The 18159-nt window shown below is 61.6% G+C and carries 13 protein-coding genes; 8 read left to right on the top strand and 5 right to left on the bottom strand.

Annotated elements, in window-relative coordinates:
* Positions 1-6 precede the first annotated feature (6 nt).
* The gene (locus ACSSVQ_RS01570) at positions 7-1017 is read left to right on the top strand and encodes a peptidoglycan DD-metalloendopeptidase family protein (protein WP_454180544.1); all 1011 of its coding nucleotides are present in this window, start codon (positions 7-9) and stop codon (positions 1015-1017) included.
* Positions 1018-1152: 135 nt separating this feature from the next.
* On the opposite strand, the gene ACSSVQ_RS01575 is transcribed toward ACSSVQ_RS01570, so the two are convergent.
* Positions 1153-2022, bottom strand: a complete 870-nt coding sequence (locus ACSSVQ_RS01575) for an ATP-binding protein (RefSeq protein ID WP_454180545.1) — start codon at positions 2020-2022, stop codon at positions 1153-1155.
* Between the two features lie 217 nt (positions 2023-2239).
* Between ACSSVQ_RS01575 and yajC the strand changes: the two genes are divergently transcribed.
* From yajC to ACSSVQ_RS01610, 7 genes are all read left to right on the top strand, one after another.
* Positions 2240-2557, top strand: coding sequence for a preprotein translocase subunit YajC (gene yajC / locus ACSSVQ_RS01580; protein ID WP_167089195.1), 318 nt, complete (start codon positions 2240-2242; stop codon positions 2555-2557).
* 79 nt (positions 2558-2636) lie between these two features.
* A complete protein-coding gene (secD, locus tag ACSSVQ_RS01585) occupies positions 2637-4244 on the top strand; it encodes a protein translocase subunit SecD (RefSeq protein ID WP_454180546.1) in 1608 nt (535 codons plus the stop codon).
* A 17-nt stretch (positions 4245-4261) separates the two neighbouring features.
* Positions 4262-5200, top strand: a complete 939-nt coding sequence (gene secF, locus ACSSVQ_RS01590; protein WP_454180547.1) for a protein translocase subunit SecF — start codon at positions 4262-4264, stop codon at positions 5198-5200.
* Between the two features lie 13 nt (positions 5201-5213).
* Positions 5214-5600 carry an Mth938-like domain-containing protein gene (locus ACSSVQ_RS01595; protein ID WP_454180548.1) on the top strand — a complete coding sequence of 129 codons (387 nt, stop codon included), beginning with the start codon at positions 5214-5216 and terminating at the stop codon, positions 5598-5600.
* Between the two features lie 244 nt (positions 5601-5844).
* On the top strand, positions 5845-7995 hold the full coding sequence (locus tag ACSSVQ_RS01600) for a YecA family protein (protein ID WP_454180549.1): 2151 nt from the start codon (positions 5845-5847) through the stop codon (positions 7993-7995).
* Positions 7996-8296: 301 nt separating this feature from the next.
* Positions 8297-8899, top strand: coding sequence for a urate hydroxylase PuuD (locus ACSSVQ_RS01605; protein ID WP_454180550.1), 603 nt, complete (start codon positions 8297-8299; stop codon positions 8897-8899).
* Positions 8900-8978: 79 nt separating this feature from the next.
* Positions 8979-9839, top strand: a complete 861-nt coding sequence (locus tag ACSSVQ_RS01610) for a phytoene/squalene synthase family protein (RefSeq protein ID WP_454180551.1) — start codon at positions 8979-8981, stop codon at positions 9837-9839.
* Between the two features lie 3 nt (positions 9840-9842).
* On the opposite strand, the gene trmFO is transcribed toward ACSSVQ_RS01610, so the two are convergent.
* From trmFO to uvrA, 4 genes are all read right to left on the bottom strand, one after another.
* Positions 9843-11252: a methylenetetrahydrofolate--tRNA-(uracil(54)-C(5))-methyltransferase (FADH(2)-oxidizing) TrmFO gene (gene trmFO, locus ACSSVQ_RS01615; RefSeq protein ID WP_454180552.1), complete on the bottom strand. Its 1410-nt coding sequence runs from the start codon at positions 11250-11252 to the stop codon at positions 9843-9845.
* A 41-nt stretch (positions 11253-11293) separates the two neighbouring features.
* The gene (locus tag ACSSVQ_RS01620; RefSeq protein WP_454180553.1) at positions 11294-12721 is read right to left on the bottom strand and encodes an amidase; all 1428 of its coding nucleotides are present in this window, start codon (positions 12719-12721) and stop codon (positions 11294-11296) included.
* A gap of 94 nt (positions 12722-12815) precedes the next feature.
* Complete coding sequence (locus ACSSVQ_RS01625; protein ID WP_454180554.1) at positions 12816-14966, bottom strand: alkaline phosphatase D family protein; 2151 nt, start codon at positions 14964-14966, stop codon at positions 12816-12818.
* 69 nt (positions 14967-15035) lie between these two features.
* Positions 15036-18098 (bottom strand): excinuclease ABC subunit UvrA, encoded by a 3063-nt coding sequence (gene uvrA, locus ACSSVQ_RS01630; protein WP_454180555.1) that lies wholly within the window; start codon positions 18096-18098, stop codon positions 15036-15038.
* Positions 18099-18159 lie beyond the last annotated feature (61 nt).

Genomic DNA, 18159 nt, shown 5'->3' on the forward strand with positions numbered 1-18159 from the left:
AAGGGAGTGCGCCAGGCGGCAGCGCTGCTTTTGCTGCTGGTCACGGCCGGTTGCGCGACGGAGCCCACGCCGGCCTGGTGGGACGGGGGCTTGAGCCGGCCCGCCGCTTCATCGCAGGGTCGCGTGACCGCCGGCGGGATTTATGCCGTCCAGCGGGGCGATTCCGTCTACCGGATCGCCCGGGCGCAGGGCGTGTCGATCCGCGCGCTGATCGACGAAAACAATCTGCGGCCTCCCTATGAGATCTATCCGGGGCAGAAGCTTCGTATTCCGCGCGGGCGCTATCACACCGTGCAGCGCGGCGAGACCGTTTATTCGATCTCGCGGCGCTACGATGTCGATATGGCGTCGCTGACGCAGCTCAACCGCATTCCGCCGCCCTATGAAATCCGGGTCGGCGAAAAAATCCAGATCCCGGGACGAGGCGTGCAAAGGCAGACCGCGTCGAATGTCCCGAAACCGCTGAAACCCGTTTCGAACGTCCCCAGACCGCAGGCGCGTCCGGCGCCGGGCAGGCAGGAGCCCCGTGAAACCCGCGTGGCTCTGACGCTTCCCCTGCAGCGGCCGGGTCACAGCCCGGGCGCCCCGGTGGCAACCGTTCAGCCGACCAGGGCGTCGGTCCCGCCGCCGCCCGTCGCATCGGGCCGCTTCATCTGGCCGGTCAGGGGCAAGGTGATTTCCAGCTACGGGCCCAAGGCGAACGGGCTTCACAATGACGGCGTCAATATCGCCGTGGCCGAAGGGACGCCCGTTCACGCCGCGCAGACCGGCGTGGTGGCCTATGCGGGCAACGAACTCAAGGGCTATGGCAATCTGCTGCTGATCCGCCATTCCAACGGATGGGTGACGGCCTATGCGCATAACAGCAAGCTGCTGGTAAAGCGGGGCGACCGGGTGACGCGCGGGCAGAAGATCGCGCTGGCGGGCAAGAGTGGCAGCGTGGTGACGCCTCAGGTCCATTTCGAAATTCGAAAGGGTGCGAAAGCGCTCAACCCGAACGGGCTGATCGGTAGCTAACAGGCCGGGCCTTGCACTCCACCTCATGCGTCATGGCCCGACTTGTTCGGGCCATCCACGTCTTGGCGGTAAAGACAGACGTGGATGCCCCGCCTGAAGCGGGGCATGACGACGGAAGAGAGAGGGTGTTCCCTCTCAATCCCTCAGCGGCGTCCCCAGACCTCCTGCCAGATCCTGAATGAACTGCCAGGCGACACGGCCCGAGCGTGCGCCGCGCGTGGCGGCCCATTCGATGGCCTGCGCGTGGAGCTCTTCGGTGTCGATCTTGAGCCCGTGATAGCGGGCATAGCCATCGATCATCTCCAGATAGTCGGCCTGGCTGCAATTATGAAAGCCGAGCCAAAGACCGAAACGATCGGAGAGGGAGACTTTTTCCTCCACCGCCTCGGACGGGTTGATCGCGGTGGAGCGCTCATTGTCCACCATGTCGCGCGGCATCAGGTGTCGGCGGTTGGAGGTTGCGTAAAAGAGGACATTCTCGGGCCGTCCCTCGATACCGCCTTCGAGCACCGCTTTCAGCGACTTGTAGTCGGTATCGTCATGGTCGAAGGAGAGGTCGTCGCAGAAAATGACGACCCGGCGCGGCTGGTCGCGGAGCTGGACCATGAGCCGGGGCAGGGTTTCGATATCCTCGCGATGGATTTCGATCAGGACGAGCGAGGTCGGATTTTCCTCGTTCACCGCCGCATGGGCGGCCTTGACCAGCGAGCTTTTGCCCATGCCCCGCGCGCCCCAGAGAAGCGCATTGTTGGCGGGAAGGCCCTTGGCGAAACGGCGCGTGTTTTCCAGAAGGATGTCGCGCAGGCGGTCCACCCCCTGCAGAAGCGACATATCCACCCGCGAGACCCGGGACACGGGCTGGAGGGCGGCGCTGTCGGCCTGCCAGACAAAGGCATCGGCGGCATCGAGCGCGGCGCCTTCGGGGGCGGGGGGGGCAAGGCGCTCCAGCGCATCGGCAATGCGGCGCAACTGGGCCGTGAGATCGGGCGAATTTTCGGCAGACATGGCGGGTTCGCTGGGCTTTCGCTAGGCGGTGAGGGAGCGGCGACACTAGCACCGGCGGCATGTGGGGAAAATGCCTTTCAGGGCCGAAACTTAACTGGCTGTCATGTGGCGAGAGGCGGTTTGCAAAGCAGCGGGTGACGGCTATAGTCCGCCGCAAATCGCGCTCTGGAGCCCCAATATGAATCGGCTCCGGGCCCAGCCCTTGGGGAGTTTTTCTATGGATCAGGCCGGCGGCTTTAACGAGTTTATGATCTCGATTTTTCCGTTCATCGCTCTTTTTGCGATCATGTATTTCCTTGTGCTGCGGCCGCAGCAGCGCCGGGTCAAGGAACACCGCGAAATGGTGTCCAATGTCCGCCGTGGCGACACGGTCGTGACCGCGGGCGGGCTCGTCGGCAAGGTTGCCAAGGTCGAAGAGAACGAAGTTCAGGTCGAAATTGCCGAGAATGTACGGGTGCGCGTCGTGAAGACGACCATCAGCGAGGTCCGGTCCAAGTCGGAACCTGTGCCTGCGAACTCCAATTCGCCGTCCTGATCGCCACCTAGAGCCGCTGCACCGCGACCGGCGCCCGGAAGGGCGACCGTGACGGGTGCAAAGAGGGAGCGGAGCCCAGATGCTGCATTTCGAACGCTGGAAGATCATCCTCGTGGCACTTGTGTGCTTCGCGGGGTTTGCCTATTCGGCGCCCAATTTCTTTCCCAAGGACTCCTTGACCGATATGCCCGCCGGGCTGCCGGACAAGCAGGTCAATCTCGGTCTCGATCTGCGCGGCGGTTCCTATCTCCTGCTTGAGGTGGATATCGACGCGGTGATGAAGGACCGGCTCCAGTCGCTGGTCGGCGATATCCGCAAGGCGCTGCGCGACGAGAGCATCCGCTATACCGGACTTGGCGTGAAGGGCGATGTGGCGACCGTTCGCGTGACGGATCCCGCGCAACTCGACAAGGCGATGCAGCAGATCAGGGATCTGTCCACGCTTGTCGGCGGTGGCGGATTTTCCGCCACGCCCACGCGCGACATCGAAGTCACCAATCAGGGCAATCAGATTTCGGTGAAGGTGACCGAGGCGGCGCGTCTGGCGCGGCAGCGCTCGGCGATGCAGCAATCCATCGAGATCGTGCGCCGTCGTATCGATGCGCTCGGCACGACCGAGCCGGTCATCCAGCAACAAGGCGCGGACCGCATTCTGGTGCAGGTGCCGGGCCTCAAGGATCCGGAAAACCTCAAGAACCTGCTCGGTCAGACGGCCAAGCTGACCTTCCGCCTCGTGAACAATTCCGCCAGCGCGCAACAGGCGATGCAGGCGGGCTCCGTGCCGGCGGGGTCGGAAATCCTCTATATGCAGGATAACGACAAGCAACCCGTTCTGGTGGAACGCCAGGTCATGGTTGGCGGTGACCATCTCACCGATGCGCAGCCGGGCTTCGATTCCCGCACCGGCGAACCTGTCGTGAATTTCCGTTTCGACTCCACGGGCGCGCGTCTTTTCGGCGATGTGACGAAAAACAATGTGAACCGGCCGTTCGCCATCGTGCTGGACGGCAAGGTGATCTCCGCGCCGGTTATTCGCGAACCGATTACCGGCGGGCAGGGGCAGATCAGCGGCAGCTTCACCGTGGCGGAAGCCAATAATCTGGCCATCCTGCTGCGCGCAGGCGCCTTGCCGGCGCCGCTGCAGATTCTGGAAGAACGCACGGTCGGTCCCGGCCTTGGCGCGGATTCCATCGCCGCGGGCGAAATCGCTTCGCTGATCGGCTTTGCCGCGGTCATCATCTTCATGGCGGTGACCTATGGCTTCTTCGGCGTTCTCGCCAATGTGGCGCTCATCATCAATGTGGCGCTGATCATGGGCGTGCTTTCGCTCCTGCAGGCAACGCTGACGCTCCCGGGTATCGCCGGTATCGTTCTCACCATCGGCATGGCGGTGGACGCCAATGTGCTGATCTATGAGCGCATCCGCGAAGAGCTGAAGGCCGGGAAATCGGTCATCGCTTCGCTCGAGGCCGGATACTCCCGTGCGCTCAGCACCATTCTCGATGCCAACATCACCACGCTCATCGCCGCGATCGTGCTCTTCCAGCTCGGCTCCGGTCCGGTGCGCGGTTTTGCCGTGACGTTGGCCATCGGTGTGGTCACCTCCGTCTTTACGGCCTTTACGGTCAACCGCCTGTTCGTTGCCACATGGTATCAGCGGCGTCGGCCCAAGACGCTGAATCTGTGATCGGGAGAAACAGGACAATGAGACATCTGAAGCTCATTCCGAGCGACACCAAGATCCCGTTCATCAAGTTCCGCCATATCGCGGTCGGCATTTCGGTCCTGCTGATCATTGCATCGGCCGCCTTGACGATGATGCGTGGTCTGAATTTCGGTATCGATTTCGAGGGCGGCATTCTGCTGGAAGTCGCCACCGACGGCCCGGCGGATATCGGGGGCTTGCGGACCAAGCTGGGGTCGCTCGGCCTGGGCGAGGTGCAGATCCAGGAATTCGGCGAAGCCAATGACGTGCTCATCCGCGTGCAGACGCCGGACGAGGGTGGCGATGCCGCCTCGCAGGCCGTGATCGACAAGATCAAGGGCGCGCTCGGCGAGGGCGTCGACTACCGGCGTGTCGAAGTGGTCGGCCCGCAGGTAAGCGGCGAGCTTATCCAGAGCGGCGTAACCGCCGTGATCCTCGCGATCATCCTGATGCTGATCTATATCTGGTTCCGCTTCGAGTGGCAGTTCAGCCTCGGGTCGGTGCTGGCGCTGGTGCATGACGTGGCGCTGACCATCGGCGTCTTCTCGTTCCTGCAGCTCGATTTCAGCCTTCAGACCATCGCGGCCATTCTGACGATCATCGGTTATTCGATGAACGATACGGTGGTGGTCTATGACCGCATTCGCGAGAACCTGCGCAAGTACAAGCGGATGGATCTCGGCGAGCTGGTGGATCTGTCGATCAACGAAACGCTGTCGCGCACGGTGATGACCTCGGGCACGACGCTGCTGGCGCTCTTTGCGCTCTACATTTTCGGCGGCGAAGTGCTGCGCGATTTCACCTTCGCCATGATCTTTGGCATTCTCGTCGGCACCTATTCGTCGATCTTCATCGCTTCGCCGCTGCTGCTCTATATCGGCGTGAAGCGCGACTGGAGCGGTACGGGCGACGCCAAGGTGCAGCAGGCCAAGGGCTGAGGGTGTCTTTCATATGGCCGGACCGTCTTCATCGAAGCCTCAATTCAGTGGGCAACCGCTGATCGAGGCTTACGGGGATTTCGGTTTCCGGCTGGAAGGGCAGCGCTTCGAGGGATCGGTTTTGCTGACCCCGTCCGGGCTCTATCCCTGGCCGATGACCGAGCTGTCGGGAGTCACCGCCGAGAGCCTGGCGCCCGCCGTTTCGGTGAAACCCAGCTTCGACATCCTGCTCTTCGGCGCGGGCGCTTCCTTTGCCCGACTTCCGCGCGAGATCGCGGAAATGCTCGAAGAAGAAGGGATTTCCTTCGACGTGATGGACAGCCCCGCGGCGGCGCGGACCTACAACCTGCTGATGGACGAGGGCAGGCGGGTCGCGGCGGCCATTTTGGCCGTAGAATAACTTCTCGAAATAGAAGTGCTCAGTTTGGATTTCCGTCTATAATTTTTGGCGGACTCTTTCTCCGCGACTGAGGAAGTAATGTTTTGTGTTCAATATGAGATTTTTTACGGGTTTTAATTTTGCCCTAGGGCTCCAGCTTGTCAGCATTAAGAAATGCAGTCCTTGGAGCTTTAGGTGCGAAAAACGTACGCTGCGGTTCTTCAAGAGATAAACACGAGTAATCCAATGATCGCTTGGGGGAACAATGAGCCGCAGCGAGACAGAAGTATTTAAAGATGTTGGGGCACTCTGTTCTTCGCCTGGGTATATACACGCGATAGCCCATTTTTGTTGGCGCGATAATCTGATCCGTTACGATCAGGATTTGGTTGCGGACGATGTTCAGTCTCACTACGTAAGACCGGGTTTAATCCGTACTGAGATATCGACGTTAATCGGCTTGATGGCGCGAGCTCCGATTGATGCGGATCTGCCGCCCCCCAAAACCATGCGTAGTTACCTTGATCGTACCGACGCTGTTATGGACGAACTCCATCGTGCGATGATGGCCTCTGCCTTTTTGGAAGGAAAGGACTGGGCTGCGCTCCATGCCGAAGGGAAGTCGCCTTTTGATGGGGCGGCTGCGATGCGCGAACCAATCTTCTACGGCGGTGATTCTGCATACGATTTTCAGTATGAGGAGCTAACTCCTCTGAAATACCAAGCAGATGATCCATGGCTTCTAAATAATCGTGGCTTTGTGATTGCCGACGCTATGGCTGTAGCAAGGGCAATACAAGGTGGATGTATGGCCAAAGCCGCGCTCTTGCGCGAAGAAATGCGTGCTAAGCCGCCTGATGAGTGGACGTTGCTGCCAATGTTCACTTTTAGAAGCGAAGATATTTTGGCTGAATCGGGTTTGCCCGAAGCGACTGTTGAGGCTGTTCTCTCCGCCTTCCGGTACGAACCGCACGAACGCAACGATTCCTTCACTGGGGTAAGTGAGTTCAACGAAACCAACGCGCGACCAATCTTGCATCTTGGGGACGGTTCGTACGTCTTGTTTCAGTATTATCAGCTACAAGAATCTTTATATGAATCTCCGTTTTTTTGGATGATGACGGACGACACCTACCGTCCGATTGCAACTGCAAATCGCGGAAATTTCACCGAGAGCTATGCAAGCAAGCGACTTGGAGCAGCTTTCGGCGAGGCGCGTGTTCTGAGAAACATAGATATTTATCGCGGTAAGAACCGCTATGCAGAAGCTGATGCGCTAGTGATATTTGGCGATCATTCGATAATTGTGCAGGCCAAGTCAAAACGACTGACACTCGAGGCTCGGAAGGGCAACGATCAAGTATTGCGGGATGACTTCAAGAAGGCTGTCGAGAATGCGTATGAGCAGGCGCTATTGTGCGCTGACGCGCTTCAAAAGCCGACTGACTTCACCTTCCGAAACCCCGAAGGCGCAGAGGTGAGGATATCCCGCCCGATCAGAACTATTTTCCCGGTTTGTGTGCTTGCTGATCACTATCCTGCTTTGAGTTTCCAAGGACGTCAGTTCCTCAAAGTACAGGCGACAGAAGAATTGCGCCAGCCGCTGATAACAGATGTGTTCACTCTTGACGTATTTGCAGAGTTTCTTCGGACTCCAATTCAATTCTTGAACTATCTAGATTTGCGGGCGCAGGTACATGATAGGCTTATTGTTACGAGCGAATTGGTTCCGTTCTCCTATCACCTAAAGAACAATCTCTGGCTCGACCCTCAATACGACATGGTGAATCTCGGAGAGGATTTCACTGCTCATGTTGACGTGGCGATGAGTGTGCGTCGACGAGGAGTGTCTGGGAGTCCCGAGGTGGAAGGTGTCCTGACACGCTATCGTGGAACGTCGATAGGTCGTGTGCTCGATCAAATTGAAAAAGCGAACATCCCCGAATTGACTGGGCTTGGTCTTTGGCTGTTACAGCTTTCAGGGGATGCGGGTGACGGACTGTCACATGCTCTCGACGCTCAGGCGGGAGCAGCGCTTAGGCAGCAGGTCATGAAAGACTTGTCCTTCCCCTGCGACGGAGATTCGTCAGGGGTAACTATACACCTCAGTGAGCTAACCGATCAGGTCGCTCGCCAGAAACTTTCGCAACACTGCAAGCTGAAGAAGTACGAGTTGAAAGCTCGCCGCTGGTATGGCCTTGTTCTTAATCCTGCTGATTATGAAATTCGGCACGCTCTCGTCTTGGACGCCCCTTGGGAACCAAGTCCGGCAATTGAAGAAATTTTGGCGACGTTGCCGCGTCGCCGACCGGTTCAGATTATTGAAGCTAGCAGGGGGGCTACAAAGGTAGGGCGCAACGCTAGTTGCCCCTGCGGTAGTGGTTTGAAATACAAGAAATGCTGCTTGCCGCGGTAGCAAACGAAATCGCTTTTTCCAGAGTCAGAATTCCAACTTAAGACAATGATGGACGAAGATTGCTCAACTTTTCGGATGCGACAGGGGCGCGGTTTCGGTGCGATGTAGGCAAGTAGCTAATGGCAGGAGAAGTCAGTAGCTGGCCCAAAATCCGAAATTCAAACATAGAAAACAGGCGCCGAAACAGGCTGCTTGGCATTTCTTTCCGAAACTCCTAGCGTCATTGTCAGCCTGCGGCATTGAGTCGCGGGCGTGCGGGTGGCTTGGGAGGGCCGCCCCGCGATGAAGGAAGGGGAGGAAAATGGCAGCTATCCTGACATCGCTGAGAAATACGGTCATTGCGGGCTGCGTACTCGCAGCCATTCTGCTCATCATGTATTTCGTCTGGGACGGCCAGGCGGGACGGCTCTTCTGGGCGTTCATCTTCCGCTGGCTGCATGTCATCAGCGGCGTGATGTGGATCGGCCTGCTCTGGTATTTCAATTTCGTCCAGATTCCGAAAATGCCGAGCATTCCCGACGACCAGAAACCGGCGATCAGCAAGGTGATCGCGCCCGAAGCGCTGTTCTGGTTCCGCTGGGGCGCCATGTCCACCATCGTGACGGGGCTCATTCTCGCGCATCTGAACGGCTATCTGGGCGATGCGCTCACGCTCGGTGCGATGAACGACTTCATGGTGCACAAGCACACGGCCATCGGTATCGGCATGTGGCTCGGGATCGTCATGTGGTTCAACGTCTGGTTCGTGATCTGGCCCAACCAGAAGATCGCGCTCGGGCTGGTGGATGCACCGGCGGACGCCAAACCGGCGGCGGGGCGCACGGCAATGCTGTTCTCGCGAACCAACACATTGCTGTCGATCCCGATGCTCTTTGCGATGGTGTCGGCCCAGAATATCTATTGAGGGCCGACACCGGGGCAAAACGTGGTTCCGGTCAAGACGGGGGTCGCTTCCGGGCGGCCCCCTTGTTATTTGAAGCAGCATGAATGACGCCGCCGACATAAAAGCGAATTTCGATGCTTGCCTGGCCGAGATCAGGCAGCACGATCACGACCGCTTTCTGAGCCTGCTGCTGGCGCCCGCCGACAAGCGGCCAGCCTTGCTGGCGCTTTATGCCTTCAATCTCGAAATCGCGCGTATTCCCGAAACGGTGAGCGAGCCGATGATGGGGATGATCCGGCTGCAATGGTGGCGGGAGGTTCTCGAAGGGCTCGATGCGGGCGAGACGCGCGGACATCATGTGGCGGTGGCGCTTGCCGAGGCGCGCAGGCATGTCGACATGCCGCTTTCCGCGCTGAGCGCCCTGGTCGATATCCGGGAACGGGATCTCGACGAGGAGCCGTTCGAGGATATGGCGGCTCTGGAGGCTTATGCGCGCGCCACGTCCGGCCAGTTGATGATGCTGGCTGCCATGGGGCTCGGCGGGGAAGCGGCGGGGCAAACCCATCGCACCGCCATCGAACATGCCGGTATCGCCTTCGGCCTGACCGGTATGCTGCGCGCCCTTCCGGCGAAGGCGGCGCAGGGGCATGTGATGCTGCCTGTCGATCTGATGCGTCGTCACGACCTCGACCCGCATGGCATTCTGCAAGGGCGGATGAGCGATGCGCTTGGCGCGGCCATGCGGGAAGTGGGCGGCACAGCGCGGGAGCATCTGGCGGCGGCGCGCAAGGACGGCGCTCCGAAAGAGATATTGCCCGCGCTGCTTCCGGCCTCGTTATGCGACCGCTATCTCGACATCATGCTGGCCGACGGGTTCGATCCGTTTCGCGACCGGGCCGAGGTGCCCGCCTTCCGCAGGCAGCTCCGCCTGCTGGGCCGGAAATGGCGGGGCCGGATCTAGGTCTTACTCGGCCGCTTCGGCGTGCGGCTTCAGCCAGCTTTCAAGATCGGCCAGCGCGCGCGAGGTATGGGCGCGTTTCTTTGCGGGACCCTTGGCCTTGCCGCGTACACGCTTGCCGTTCTCGTCCTTCGGGATTTCCACCTCCGGAAAGAGCCCGAAATTGACGTTCATGGGCTGGAAGGTACTCGCCTCGGCATCGCCCGTGATATGGGCGAGGAGGGCGCCGAGCGCGGTGGTGCGCGGCGGCGGCGAGATGTCCCGTCCCAGTCTTTCGGCGGCGGCGAACCGACCCGCCAGAATGCCCATGGCGCCGCTTTCCACATAGCCCTCGACGCCGGTGATCTGGCCGGCGAAACGCAGGCGCGGCTGCGCCTTCAGCCGCATTGCATGGTCGAGAAGCGTCGGGCTGTTCAGGAAGGTGTTGCGGTGCAGGCCGCCGAGCCGCGCAAACTCCGCCTTTTCGAGGCCGGGAATGGTGCGGAAGACACGCTTCTGTTCGCCATGCTTCATCTTGGTCTGGAAGCCGACGAGGTTGTAGAGCGTGCCGAGCTTGTTGTCCTGGCGGAGCTGGATCACCGCATAGGGCTTCACATCCGGGTTATGCGGATTGGTGAGGCCGACCGGTTTCATGGGCCCATAGCGCAGCGTCTCGACGCCGCGCTCGGCCATGACCTCGATGGGCAGGCAGCCGTTGAAATAGGGCGTCGACTTCTCCCACTCCTTGAACTCGGTCTTCTCGCTTTCGATCAGGGCACGGATGAAGGTTTCGTATTGCTCCTTGTCGAGCGGGCAGTTGATGTAGTCCTTGCCCGCGCCGCCAGCGCCTTCGCCGCCCGATCCCACGCGGTCATATCGCGACTGGTACCAGCAGACCGACATGTCGATCGTCTCCTTGTAGACGATCGGGGCGATGGCATCGAAAAAGGCGAGTTCGTCGTCGCCGGTCAGTTCGCCGATGGCCGTGCCGAGCTTTGCCGAGGTCAGCGGGCCCGTGGCGATAATCACATTGTCCCAGTCTTCTGGCGGCAGGCCGTCCACCTCGCCGCGCTCCACCGTCACCAGCGGATGGTTCGAGAGGCGTTCGGTGATGAAGCCGGAGAAGATGTCCCGGTCCACCGCGAGCGCGCCGCCTGCGGGTACTTTTGCCTGTTCGGCGGCTTCCATCATCAGCGACCCCGTCCGGCGCATCTCTTCATGCAGCAGGCCGACGGCGTTCTGCTCGGGATCGTCGGAGCGGAAGGAGTTGGAGCAGACCATCTCCGCAAAACCGTCCGTCTCATGCGCGTCGGTTTTCACCACGGGGCGCATTTCATGCAGCACGACGGGCACGCCGGCTTGCGCGAGCGCCCATGTGGCTTCCGAGCCGGCCATGCCGGCGCCGATCACGTGAACGGGTTTGATGCTTTCTGTCATGTCGCAGGAGATAGCATCAGCCCCGGCTCAGTTCCAGACCCTCAATCCCACACTTTCGGCTTCCGGTCCTTCCAGGGCAGTTCCTTCTCGAGCTGGGCAGCGAGCCGGAAGAGCGTTGCCTCGTCGGCATAGCGGCCGGTGAACATCATGCCGATGGGAAGCCCGCTTTCCGACTGGCAGAGCGGCACGGACATGGAGGGCTGGCCGGTGAAGTTGAAGGGCGGGGTGAAGGGGAAGACGCGGCTCTGCCGGCGGTTCAGCTCCTTGGGCTCCTGATCGGCGGTCAGATGACCGATTTCCGGCTGGAGGTCGCCCAGTACCGGGCAGAGATAGACATCGAAATCCTCAAACAGGCCGAGGATCTGCCGGTTCATCAGGCGAAGCTGCTGCCAGCCCCACATGGCCTGTGCGCCGGTGACTTTCTGGCCGCCCTTGAAGCCCGCCCATGTGTTGGGTTCCAGCTCATCCTCGCGCGGTTCCCGGCCCATCGCCTCGATGCGGCGCATCATGCCGGCGGCAAAGTTCGACGCGGAAACCAGCCCCTGCGCGCGGTAGAGGGTGCGATAATCGACACCCAGCCCCGTCGGCACGACCTCATGGCCGAGCTTTTCCAGGAGGTCGACCGTCTTTTCGAGCGCCGCCTGAATTTCCGGCAGGATGGGCCGCCCGCTCGGCGTTTCCGGCGACCAGGCGATTTTCAGTTTGCCGGGGTTCTTGGTGATTTCTTCCATATAGGGCGCAGCCTTGGGCGGCGGCGCGTAAGGCGAGGCGGGTTCCGGGTATCCCGTTGCATCCAGCATGGCGGCGCTGTCGCGCACCGTGCGGCTCACCACATGGTCGACGCTGAAGCCGATGGCGCGGTCATAGTCGCCGGGGCCTTGCGGATTGCGGTCGCGCGTCACTTTCAGGCCGAAAAGGCCGCAACAGGCCGCCGGGATGCGGATCGAGCCGAGCCCGTCCGAGGCATGGGCAAGCGGCACGATGCCCGCCGCCGTGGCCGAGGCCGCGCCGCCCGACGAACCGCCGGAGATGCGGTCCGGGTCCCAGGGGTTCCGGCAGGGGCCGAGCAGCGTCGATTCCGTCGTGCCGGTGATGCCGTATTCCGGCGTATTGGTCTTGCCGAACAGCACGGCGCCGGAAGCGCGGTAGCGTTTGGTCAGCTCGGTGTCCTCGGTATCCACGATATCGGCCACGAAGCGGCTGCCGGAGGTGCGCGGCCAGCCTTTCACCTGGATGCCCAGATCCTTGATCAGGAAGGGAACGCCCTTGAACGGGCCGTCGGGGAGGGGGCCTTTCGCCGTTTCCAGCGCCTCGTCATAGGCCTTGTGAACCACGGCATTGAGCGTCCCGTTGTGCCGTTCGACCCGCGCAATCGCCTCCTCGGCCAGTTCGGCGGGCGTGACCTCTCCCTTTTCCACCAGCCCGGCCAGGCCCAGCCCGTCATAGTCGGCGTATTCCTTGAACGGCATCTTCGTTCCTCCCCTTGTTTTCGCGATCGGTATCTATGGGGAAAAGATTAGCGGTTGGGGAGGCCGGGTCAAATCGGGCGTGTGTGAGTAAAAATTACTCCGAGTACGGATAAGGCGGTTTCCCGGTGAAGAGGGGCCCCTCGATGACCGCGTCTTCGCCCGGTCCCCAGCTCTTCACGACGAAACGCGCCTTGTGCCGGATATCGGGGCCGGTGGGGCCTGCGTCGTGCGACACGTCGCCTACATTCATCTGTTCCACGACGATGGCGTTTTCGGTCACGGTCACAAGCGAAAAACCGTGCCCGCGCGAGTCGACATAGGAAAGCCCGGGGCTCGCCCGATCGTTCACGAACCAGTCGCCCCAGCCCTTGCCTGCATAAGAGGTCACGAGGCCGCAGCGGAACCCGTTCACCAGCGTGTTGTTCAGGTTGGGCAGGTCGTTGCCGTCGGCATCCTTCACGACAGTGATGCGGTAGAACGTATCGTTGCCGCTTGCGGCGCGCTCGACGCTGGAGAACAAATCGCCGGAGCTGATGGCGCCGCTCATGAACTCCGCAGCCGGGAAGGTCAGCGTTTCCGCATCCGGGTCCACCGGCAGCCGGCCCGCGGCGAAAGCGTGATAGTCGCCCGACAACGTCACGAGATTGGTGATGCCGCTGGCGCGCACATAGGCCATGAGCTCGCGCAACTCGCCGGGATAGCCTTGCCAGCCATCCGTGCCGACATAGCCGTCCCGATAGTCCGCCATGGGGACCGATGAAAGGTCCAGGCGCATGGAGAGCGCAGGGACGGAACTGCCCCAGAACCGCCAGCGCGCCTTCGAGGCTTTCAGCACGGCCTTGAACCAGCGCTTCTGGCGCGCGCCCATCATGGTGCCGGGCGGCAACTCGGCGCGGGGATTGACGATTTCCTTGTCGCCATAGGAGATGGTCGCGGGCGGCTTGCCGCCATTCGCCATACGTCCGGCATCGAGCGTTGTGACGATATCGACCGGCGGAAGCGGCGCTCCCTTCGTCAGCTCCTTCACCTCTTTCGTCATCACCGGTGGACTGCGATAGGAGCGCAAATCCGTCAGGATGAGGTCGAGCAGGGAGCCCCAGCGGAGCGTCCGGTAAATGGTGATGCTGTCGAGCGCGGCGATGTTCGATTTGTCCTGCAGCAGGAAGCTGTCGTCGGGATCGCCGAAGGGCTCGTCCTTCACCGTCGCAATTTTGAAATCGGCGGCCTCGGAGGCGATGTCGTCGAGCGAACTTGCACCGGTGAGGATCGCGGGCACGAATTCGAACCAGGCGGCGTTGGCGGCCAGCTTGCGGCTCTGCGCGGGCGTCGCATCGTCGAAATAGGTGGCGGCGGACTGCCAGGCATCGTTTGAAAACTCGTGATCGTCCCATGTCGCGATGATGGGAAAGCGGGCACGGGCGGCCTGAATGTCAGGGTCGCTGAGATAGACCTTGTAGAGATAACGATAGTCGTCCTTCGTCACGGCGGCCTGCGCGCCGCGCTGCCACCAGGGATGCGAACCATCCGGCTCCCATGGGTCGGAGCCGTCCGGCATATGGCCGACCAGCCGGGCAGGCGTCTGGTCCTGAGGCACATCGCCCGCGACTTCGTAAATGAAATCGCCCAGATGAAGCACGAAATCGAGTTGGCGCTCCGGCGGCGCGGCGATGTCGTCATTTACCAGCCGCCGCCAGGCCCCATAGAAACCCTGTTCGTAGTTCTGACAGGACACAAAGGCGAAACGCACGGGCCGGTCCGCATCCGGGCTCGGGGCCGTCCGTGTACGCCCGATCAGGTGGGAGGTGTCGCTGCCTGCGTAGAAACGGTAATAATAGATCGTGTCCGGCTGAAGGCCGTCGACAAGCAGGCGGACGGTATGGTCGGCTTCGGCCGGCGCCCGCACCGTGCGTTCGAGAACGAGGCTCTCGAACGCCTCGTCCTTTGCGACCTGGACATAGAGGTCGATGGAGCCGTTGAGCGGCTGGGCAACGGGATCGTCATTGCCCGCAATCCGCGCCACGCGCGTCCAGAGCAGAACGGCGTCGGGCTGCGGGTCCCCCGAGGCCAGACCTTGCGGAAAATGGAACTGGCCGGGCGCGGCTTCGGCCCGGTTCAGGCGCGCCAGAAACGGAACGGGCGAGGCCGTGAGGGCATAGCAGCCCGCCGCCGCGCCAAACAATTTCAGAAAGTCGCGTCGGCTCGGCCGCGCCCCGTCGCCTTTCAGCATTTCGCTGTCCCCAGCCACCTCACGTCAGGCTTCTCTTATAGGAAGTTTGACGCCGGACGGATACGCCTGGATTTCGGGAGCGGCCCGTTATTTGGCTGTTTTTCGACGCGAAGATGCGGATGTCGATTTGCGCCGCGTGGCGGGGGCTTTCTTCGCAGGCCCGGAGCGGCTGGCCGCGGCGGCGCTTCGCTTGGCGCCGCTTTGGCCGCCCGTCTTCTTGCCCTCCGCCGTCTTGCTCTGGACAGGCTTACGGGAAAACATGGTCTTCAGATATCCGCCGGTATAGGAGCGCGCTTCGGCGGCCACATCTTCCGGCGTCCCGAAGGCCACGATCTCGCCGCCGCCATCGCCGCCTTCCGGTCCCAGATCGAGAAGCCAGTCGGCGGTCTTGATGACTTCGAGATTGTGTTCGATCACCACCACCGTGTTGCCATTGTCGACAAGCTCATGCAGCACATCGAGCAGCTTCGCCACGTCGTGGAAGTGGAGGCCGGTGGTCGGTTCGTCGAGAATGTATATGGTTCGGCCGGTCGCACGCTTCGACAATTCCTTGGCAAGCTTCACGCGTTGCGCCTCGCCGCCCGACAGCGTCGTCGCCTGCTGGCCGACCTTGATGTAACCCAGGCCCACGCGCTTCAGGACTTCCATCTTGTCGCGCACGGCGGGAACGGCCTTGAAGAAGTCGGCCGCTTCCTCGACCGTCATTTCGAGCACGTCGGCGATCGACTTGCCCTTGAACTTCACTTCCAGCGTTTCGCGGTTGTAGCGATGGCCGTGGCAGGCGTCGCATTCCACATAGACGTCCGGCAGGAAGTGCATCTCGATCTTGATGACGCCGTCGCCCTGACAGACCTCGCAACGGCCGCCCTTCACATTGAACGAGAAGCGGCCGGGCTTGTAACCGCGGGCGCGCGATTCCGGCAGTTCCGCAAACCAGTCGCGGATGAAGGTGAAGGCGCCGGTATAGGTCGCGGGGTTCGACCGCGGCGTGCGCCCGATGGGCGACTGGTCGATATCGATGATCTTGTCGAGATGTTCGAGCCCGAAAATCTCGTCGAAGGCGCCGGGATGTTCGCGCGCATTGTTCAGCCGTCGCGCCACCGCCTTGTAGATCGTCTCGATGAGCAGGGTGGACTTGCCGCCGCCGGACACACCGGTGACGCAGGTGAAGACGCCGAGTGGTATTTCCGCCGTCACGTCCTTCAGATTGTTTTCTTTGGCGCCGGTCACCTTCAGCGATTTGCCGTTGCCCTTGCGGCGCTCGGCGGGCACCTCGATCTGGCGGAAGCCGGTGAGATACTGGCCTGTCAGGCTGTCGGCATTGCGCATGATGTCGTCGGGCGTGCCTTCCGCGACGACTTCGCCGCCATGCACGCCTGCGCCGGGGCCCATATCGACCACATAATCGGCCGAGCGGATGGCGTCTTCGTCATGCTCGACGACGATGACCGTGTTGCCGAGATCGCGCAGGCGCTTGAGCGTGTCGAGCAGGCGGTCATTGTCGCGCTGATGGAGACCGATGGACGGCTCATCCAGCACGTAGAGGACGCCGGTCAGCCCTGAGCCGATTTGCGAGGCCAGACGGATGCGCTGGCTCTCGCCGCCCGACAGCGTGCCGGAATTGCGCGAGAGCGTCAGATATTCGAGGCCGACATTGTTGAGGAAGTGAAGGCGCTCGCGGATCTCCTTGAGGATGCGCGCGGCGATGTCCTTCTGCTTCTTGTTCAGATCCTTGTCGAGGTCGCGGAACCATTCATCCGCCTGACGGATCGACATTTGCGAAAGCTGGCCGATATGGAGGCCGGCGATCTTCACCGCCAGCGCTTCCGGCTTCAGGCGGTAGCCGCCGCATTCTTCGCAATCGGTGACGCCCTGAAAGCGCTCGATCTCCTCGCGCGCCCAGGCGCTGTCGGTTTCGCGCCAGCGGCGTTCGAGGTTCGGGATCACGCCCTCGAACGGCTTCTTGGTCTTGTAGGACCGCATGCCGTCGTCATAGGTGAAGGTGACGATTTCGTCGCCCGACCCGTAAAGGATGACGTTCTGCGCTTCCTCCGGCAGCTTCGACCAGGGCTGCGCCATGGAGAATTTGTACTGCCGCGAAAGCGCCTGAAGGGTTTGGGTGTAATAGGGCGAGGTGGAGCGCGACCAGGGCGCAATGGCGCCGTTCTTCAGCGAGAGGCCGGGATCGGGCACGACCAGTTCCGGGTCCATATAGAACTGCGTCCCGAGGCCGTCGCAGCTCGGGCAGGCGCCAAAGGGATTGTTGAAGGAAAAGAGCCGCGGCTCGATTTCATCGATGGTGAAGCCCGACACGGGGCAGGCGAAGCGCGACGAGAAGATGCTGCGTTCGGCGTCCTTGCCTTCCTTCTTGTCGGCGAGTTCCACCACGGCGATGCCGTCGGCAAGCCCCAACGCGATCTCGAAACTGTCCGCGAGGCGATTGCCGAGATCGTCGCGCACCACGATGCGGTCGACCACCACGTCGATGTCGTGCTTGAGCTTCTTGTTCAGCGCGGGCACGTCGTCGATTTCGTAGAACTCGCCGTCGACCTTGACGCGCTGGAAGCCCTTTTTCTGGAGTTCGGCGAAATCCTTGCGGTATTCGCCCTTGCGGCCGCGCACGATGGGGGCCAGCAGGTAAAGCCTTGTGCCTTCCGGCAGCGCCATCACGCGGTCCACCATCTGCGTCACGGTCTGGCTCTCGATGGGAAGGCCCGTCGCGGGCGAATAGGGGATGCCGACGCGCGCCCAGAGCAGGCGCATATAGTCGTAGATTTCCGTCACCGTGCCGACGGTCGAGCGCGGATTGCGCGAGGTCGTCTTCTGCTCGATGGAGATGGCTGGCGAGAGGCCGTCGATCTGGTCGACATCCGGCTTCTGCATCATCTCCAGGAACTGGCGGGCATAGGCCGACAGGCTTTCGACATAGCGGCGCTGGCCTTCGGCATAGATGGTGTCGAAGGCCAGAGAGGATTTGCCCGAGCCGGAAAGACCGGTGATGACGATGAGTTCGTCGCGCGGCAGCTCCACCGAGACGTTCTTCAGATTGTGCTCGCGGGCGCCGACGACGCGGATGGCGCGCGTGATATCCGCCGGCGCGGATTTGTCGGTCTTGCCGGTAGCGGCTTTTTTGCTGCGCGTGGTGCTCATGTCGGGGGGCCGGTACTCAATGGGGAAGGCATGGAAAGACGGGGAGAGGAGACGGTCCCGT

This window comes from Parvibaculum sp. MBR-TMA-1.3b-4.2 (assembly GCF_053628815.1).

Bases quoted from the DNA above. Each gene is read 5' to 3' on its own strand.
- yajC (WP_167089195.1), top strand. From the start codon at position 2,240: ATGGATCAGGCCGGCGGCTTTAACGAGTTTATGATCTCGATTTTTCCG.
- secD (WP_454180546.1), top strand. From the start codon at position 2,637: ATGCTGCATTTCGAACGCTGGAAGATCATCCTCGTGGCACTTGTGTGC.
- ACSSVQ_RS01595 (WP_454180548.1), top strand. From the start codon at position 5,214: ATGGCCGGACCGTCTTCATCGAAGCCTCAATTCAGTGGGCAACCGCTG.
- ACSSVQ_RS01610 (WP_454180551.1), top strand. From the start codon at position 8,979: ATGAATGACGCCGCCGACATAAAAGCGAATTTCGATGCTTGCCTGGCC.
- ACSSVQ_RS01620 (WP_454180553.1), bottom strand. From the start codon at position 12,721: ATGCCGTTCAAGGAATACGCCGACTATGACGGGCTGGGCCTGGCCGGG.
- secF (WP_454180547.1), top strand. From the start codon at position 4,262: ATGAGACATCTGAAGCTCATTCCGAGCGACACCAAGATCCCGTTCATC.
- trmFO (WP_454180552.1), bottom strand. From the start codon at position 11,252: ATGACAGAAAGCATCAAACCCGTTCACGTGATCGGCGCCGGCATGGCC.
- ACSSVQ_RS01600 (WP_454180549.1), top strand. From the start codon at position 5,845: ATGAGCCGCAGCGAGACAGAAGTATTTAAAGATGTTGGGGCACTCTGT.
- uvrA (WP_454180555.1), bottom strand. From the start codon at position 18,098: ATGAGCACCACGCGCAGCAAAAAAGCCGCTACCGGCAAGACCGACAAA.
- ACSSVQ_RS01575 (WP_454180545.1), bottom strand. From the start codon at position 2,022: ATGTCTGCCGAAAATTCGCCCGATCTCACGGCCCAGTTGCGCCGCATT.
- ACSSVQ_RS01605 (WP_454180550.1), top strand. From the start codon at position 8,297: ATGGCAGCTATCCTGACATCGCTGAGAAATACGGTCATTGCGGGCTGC.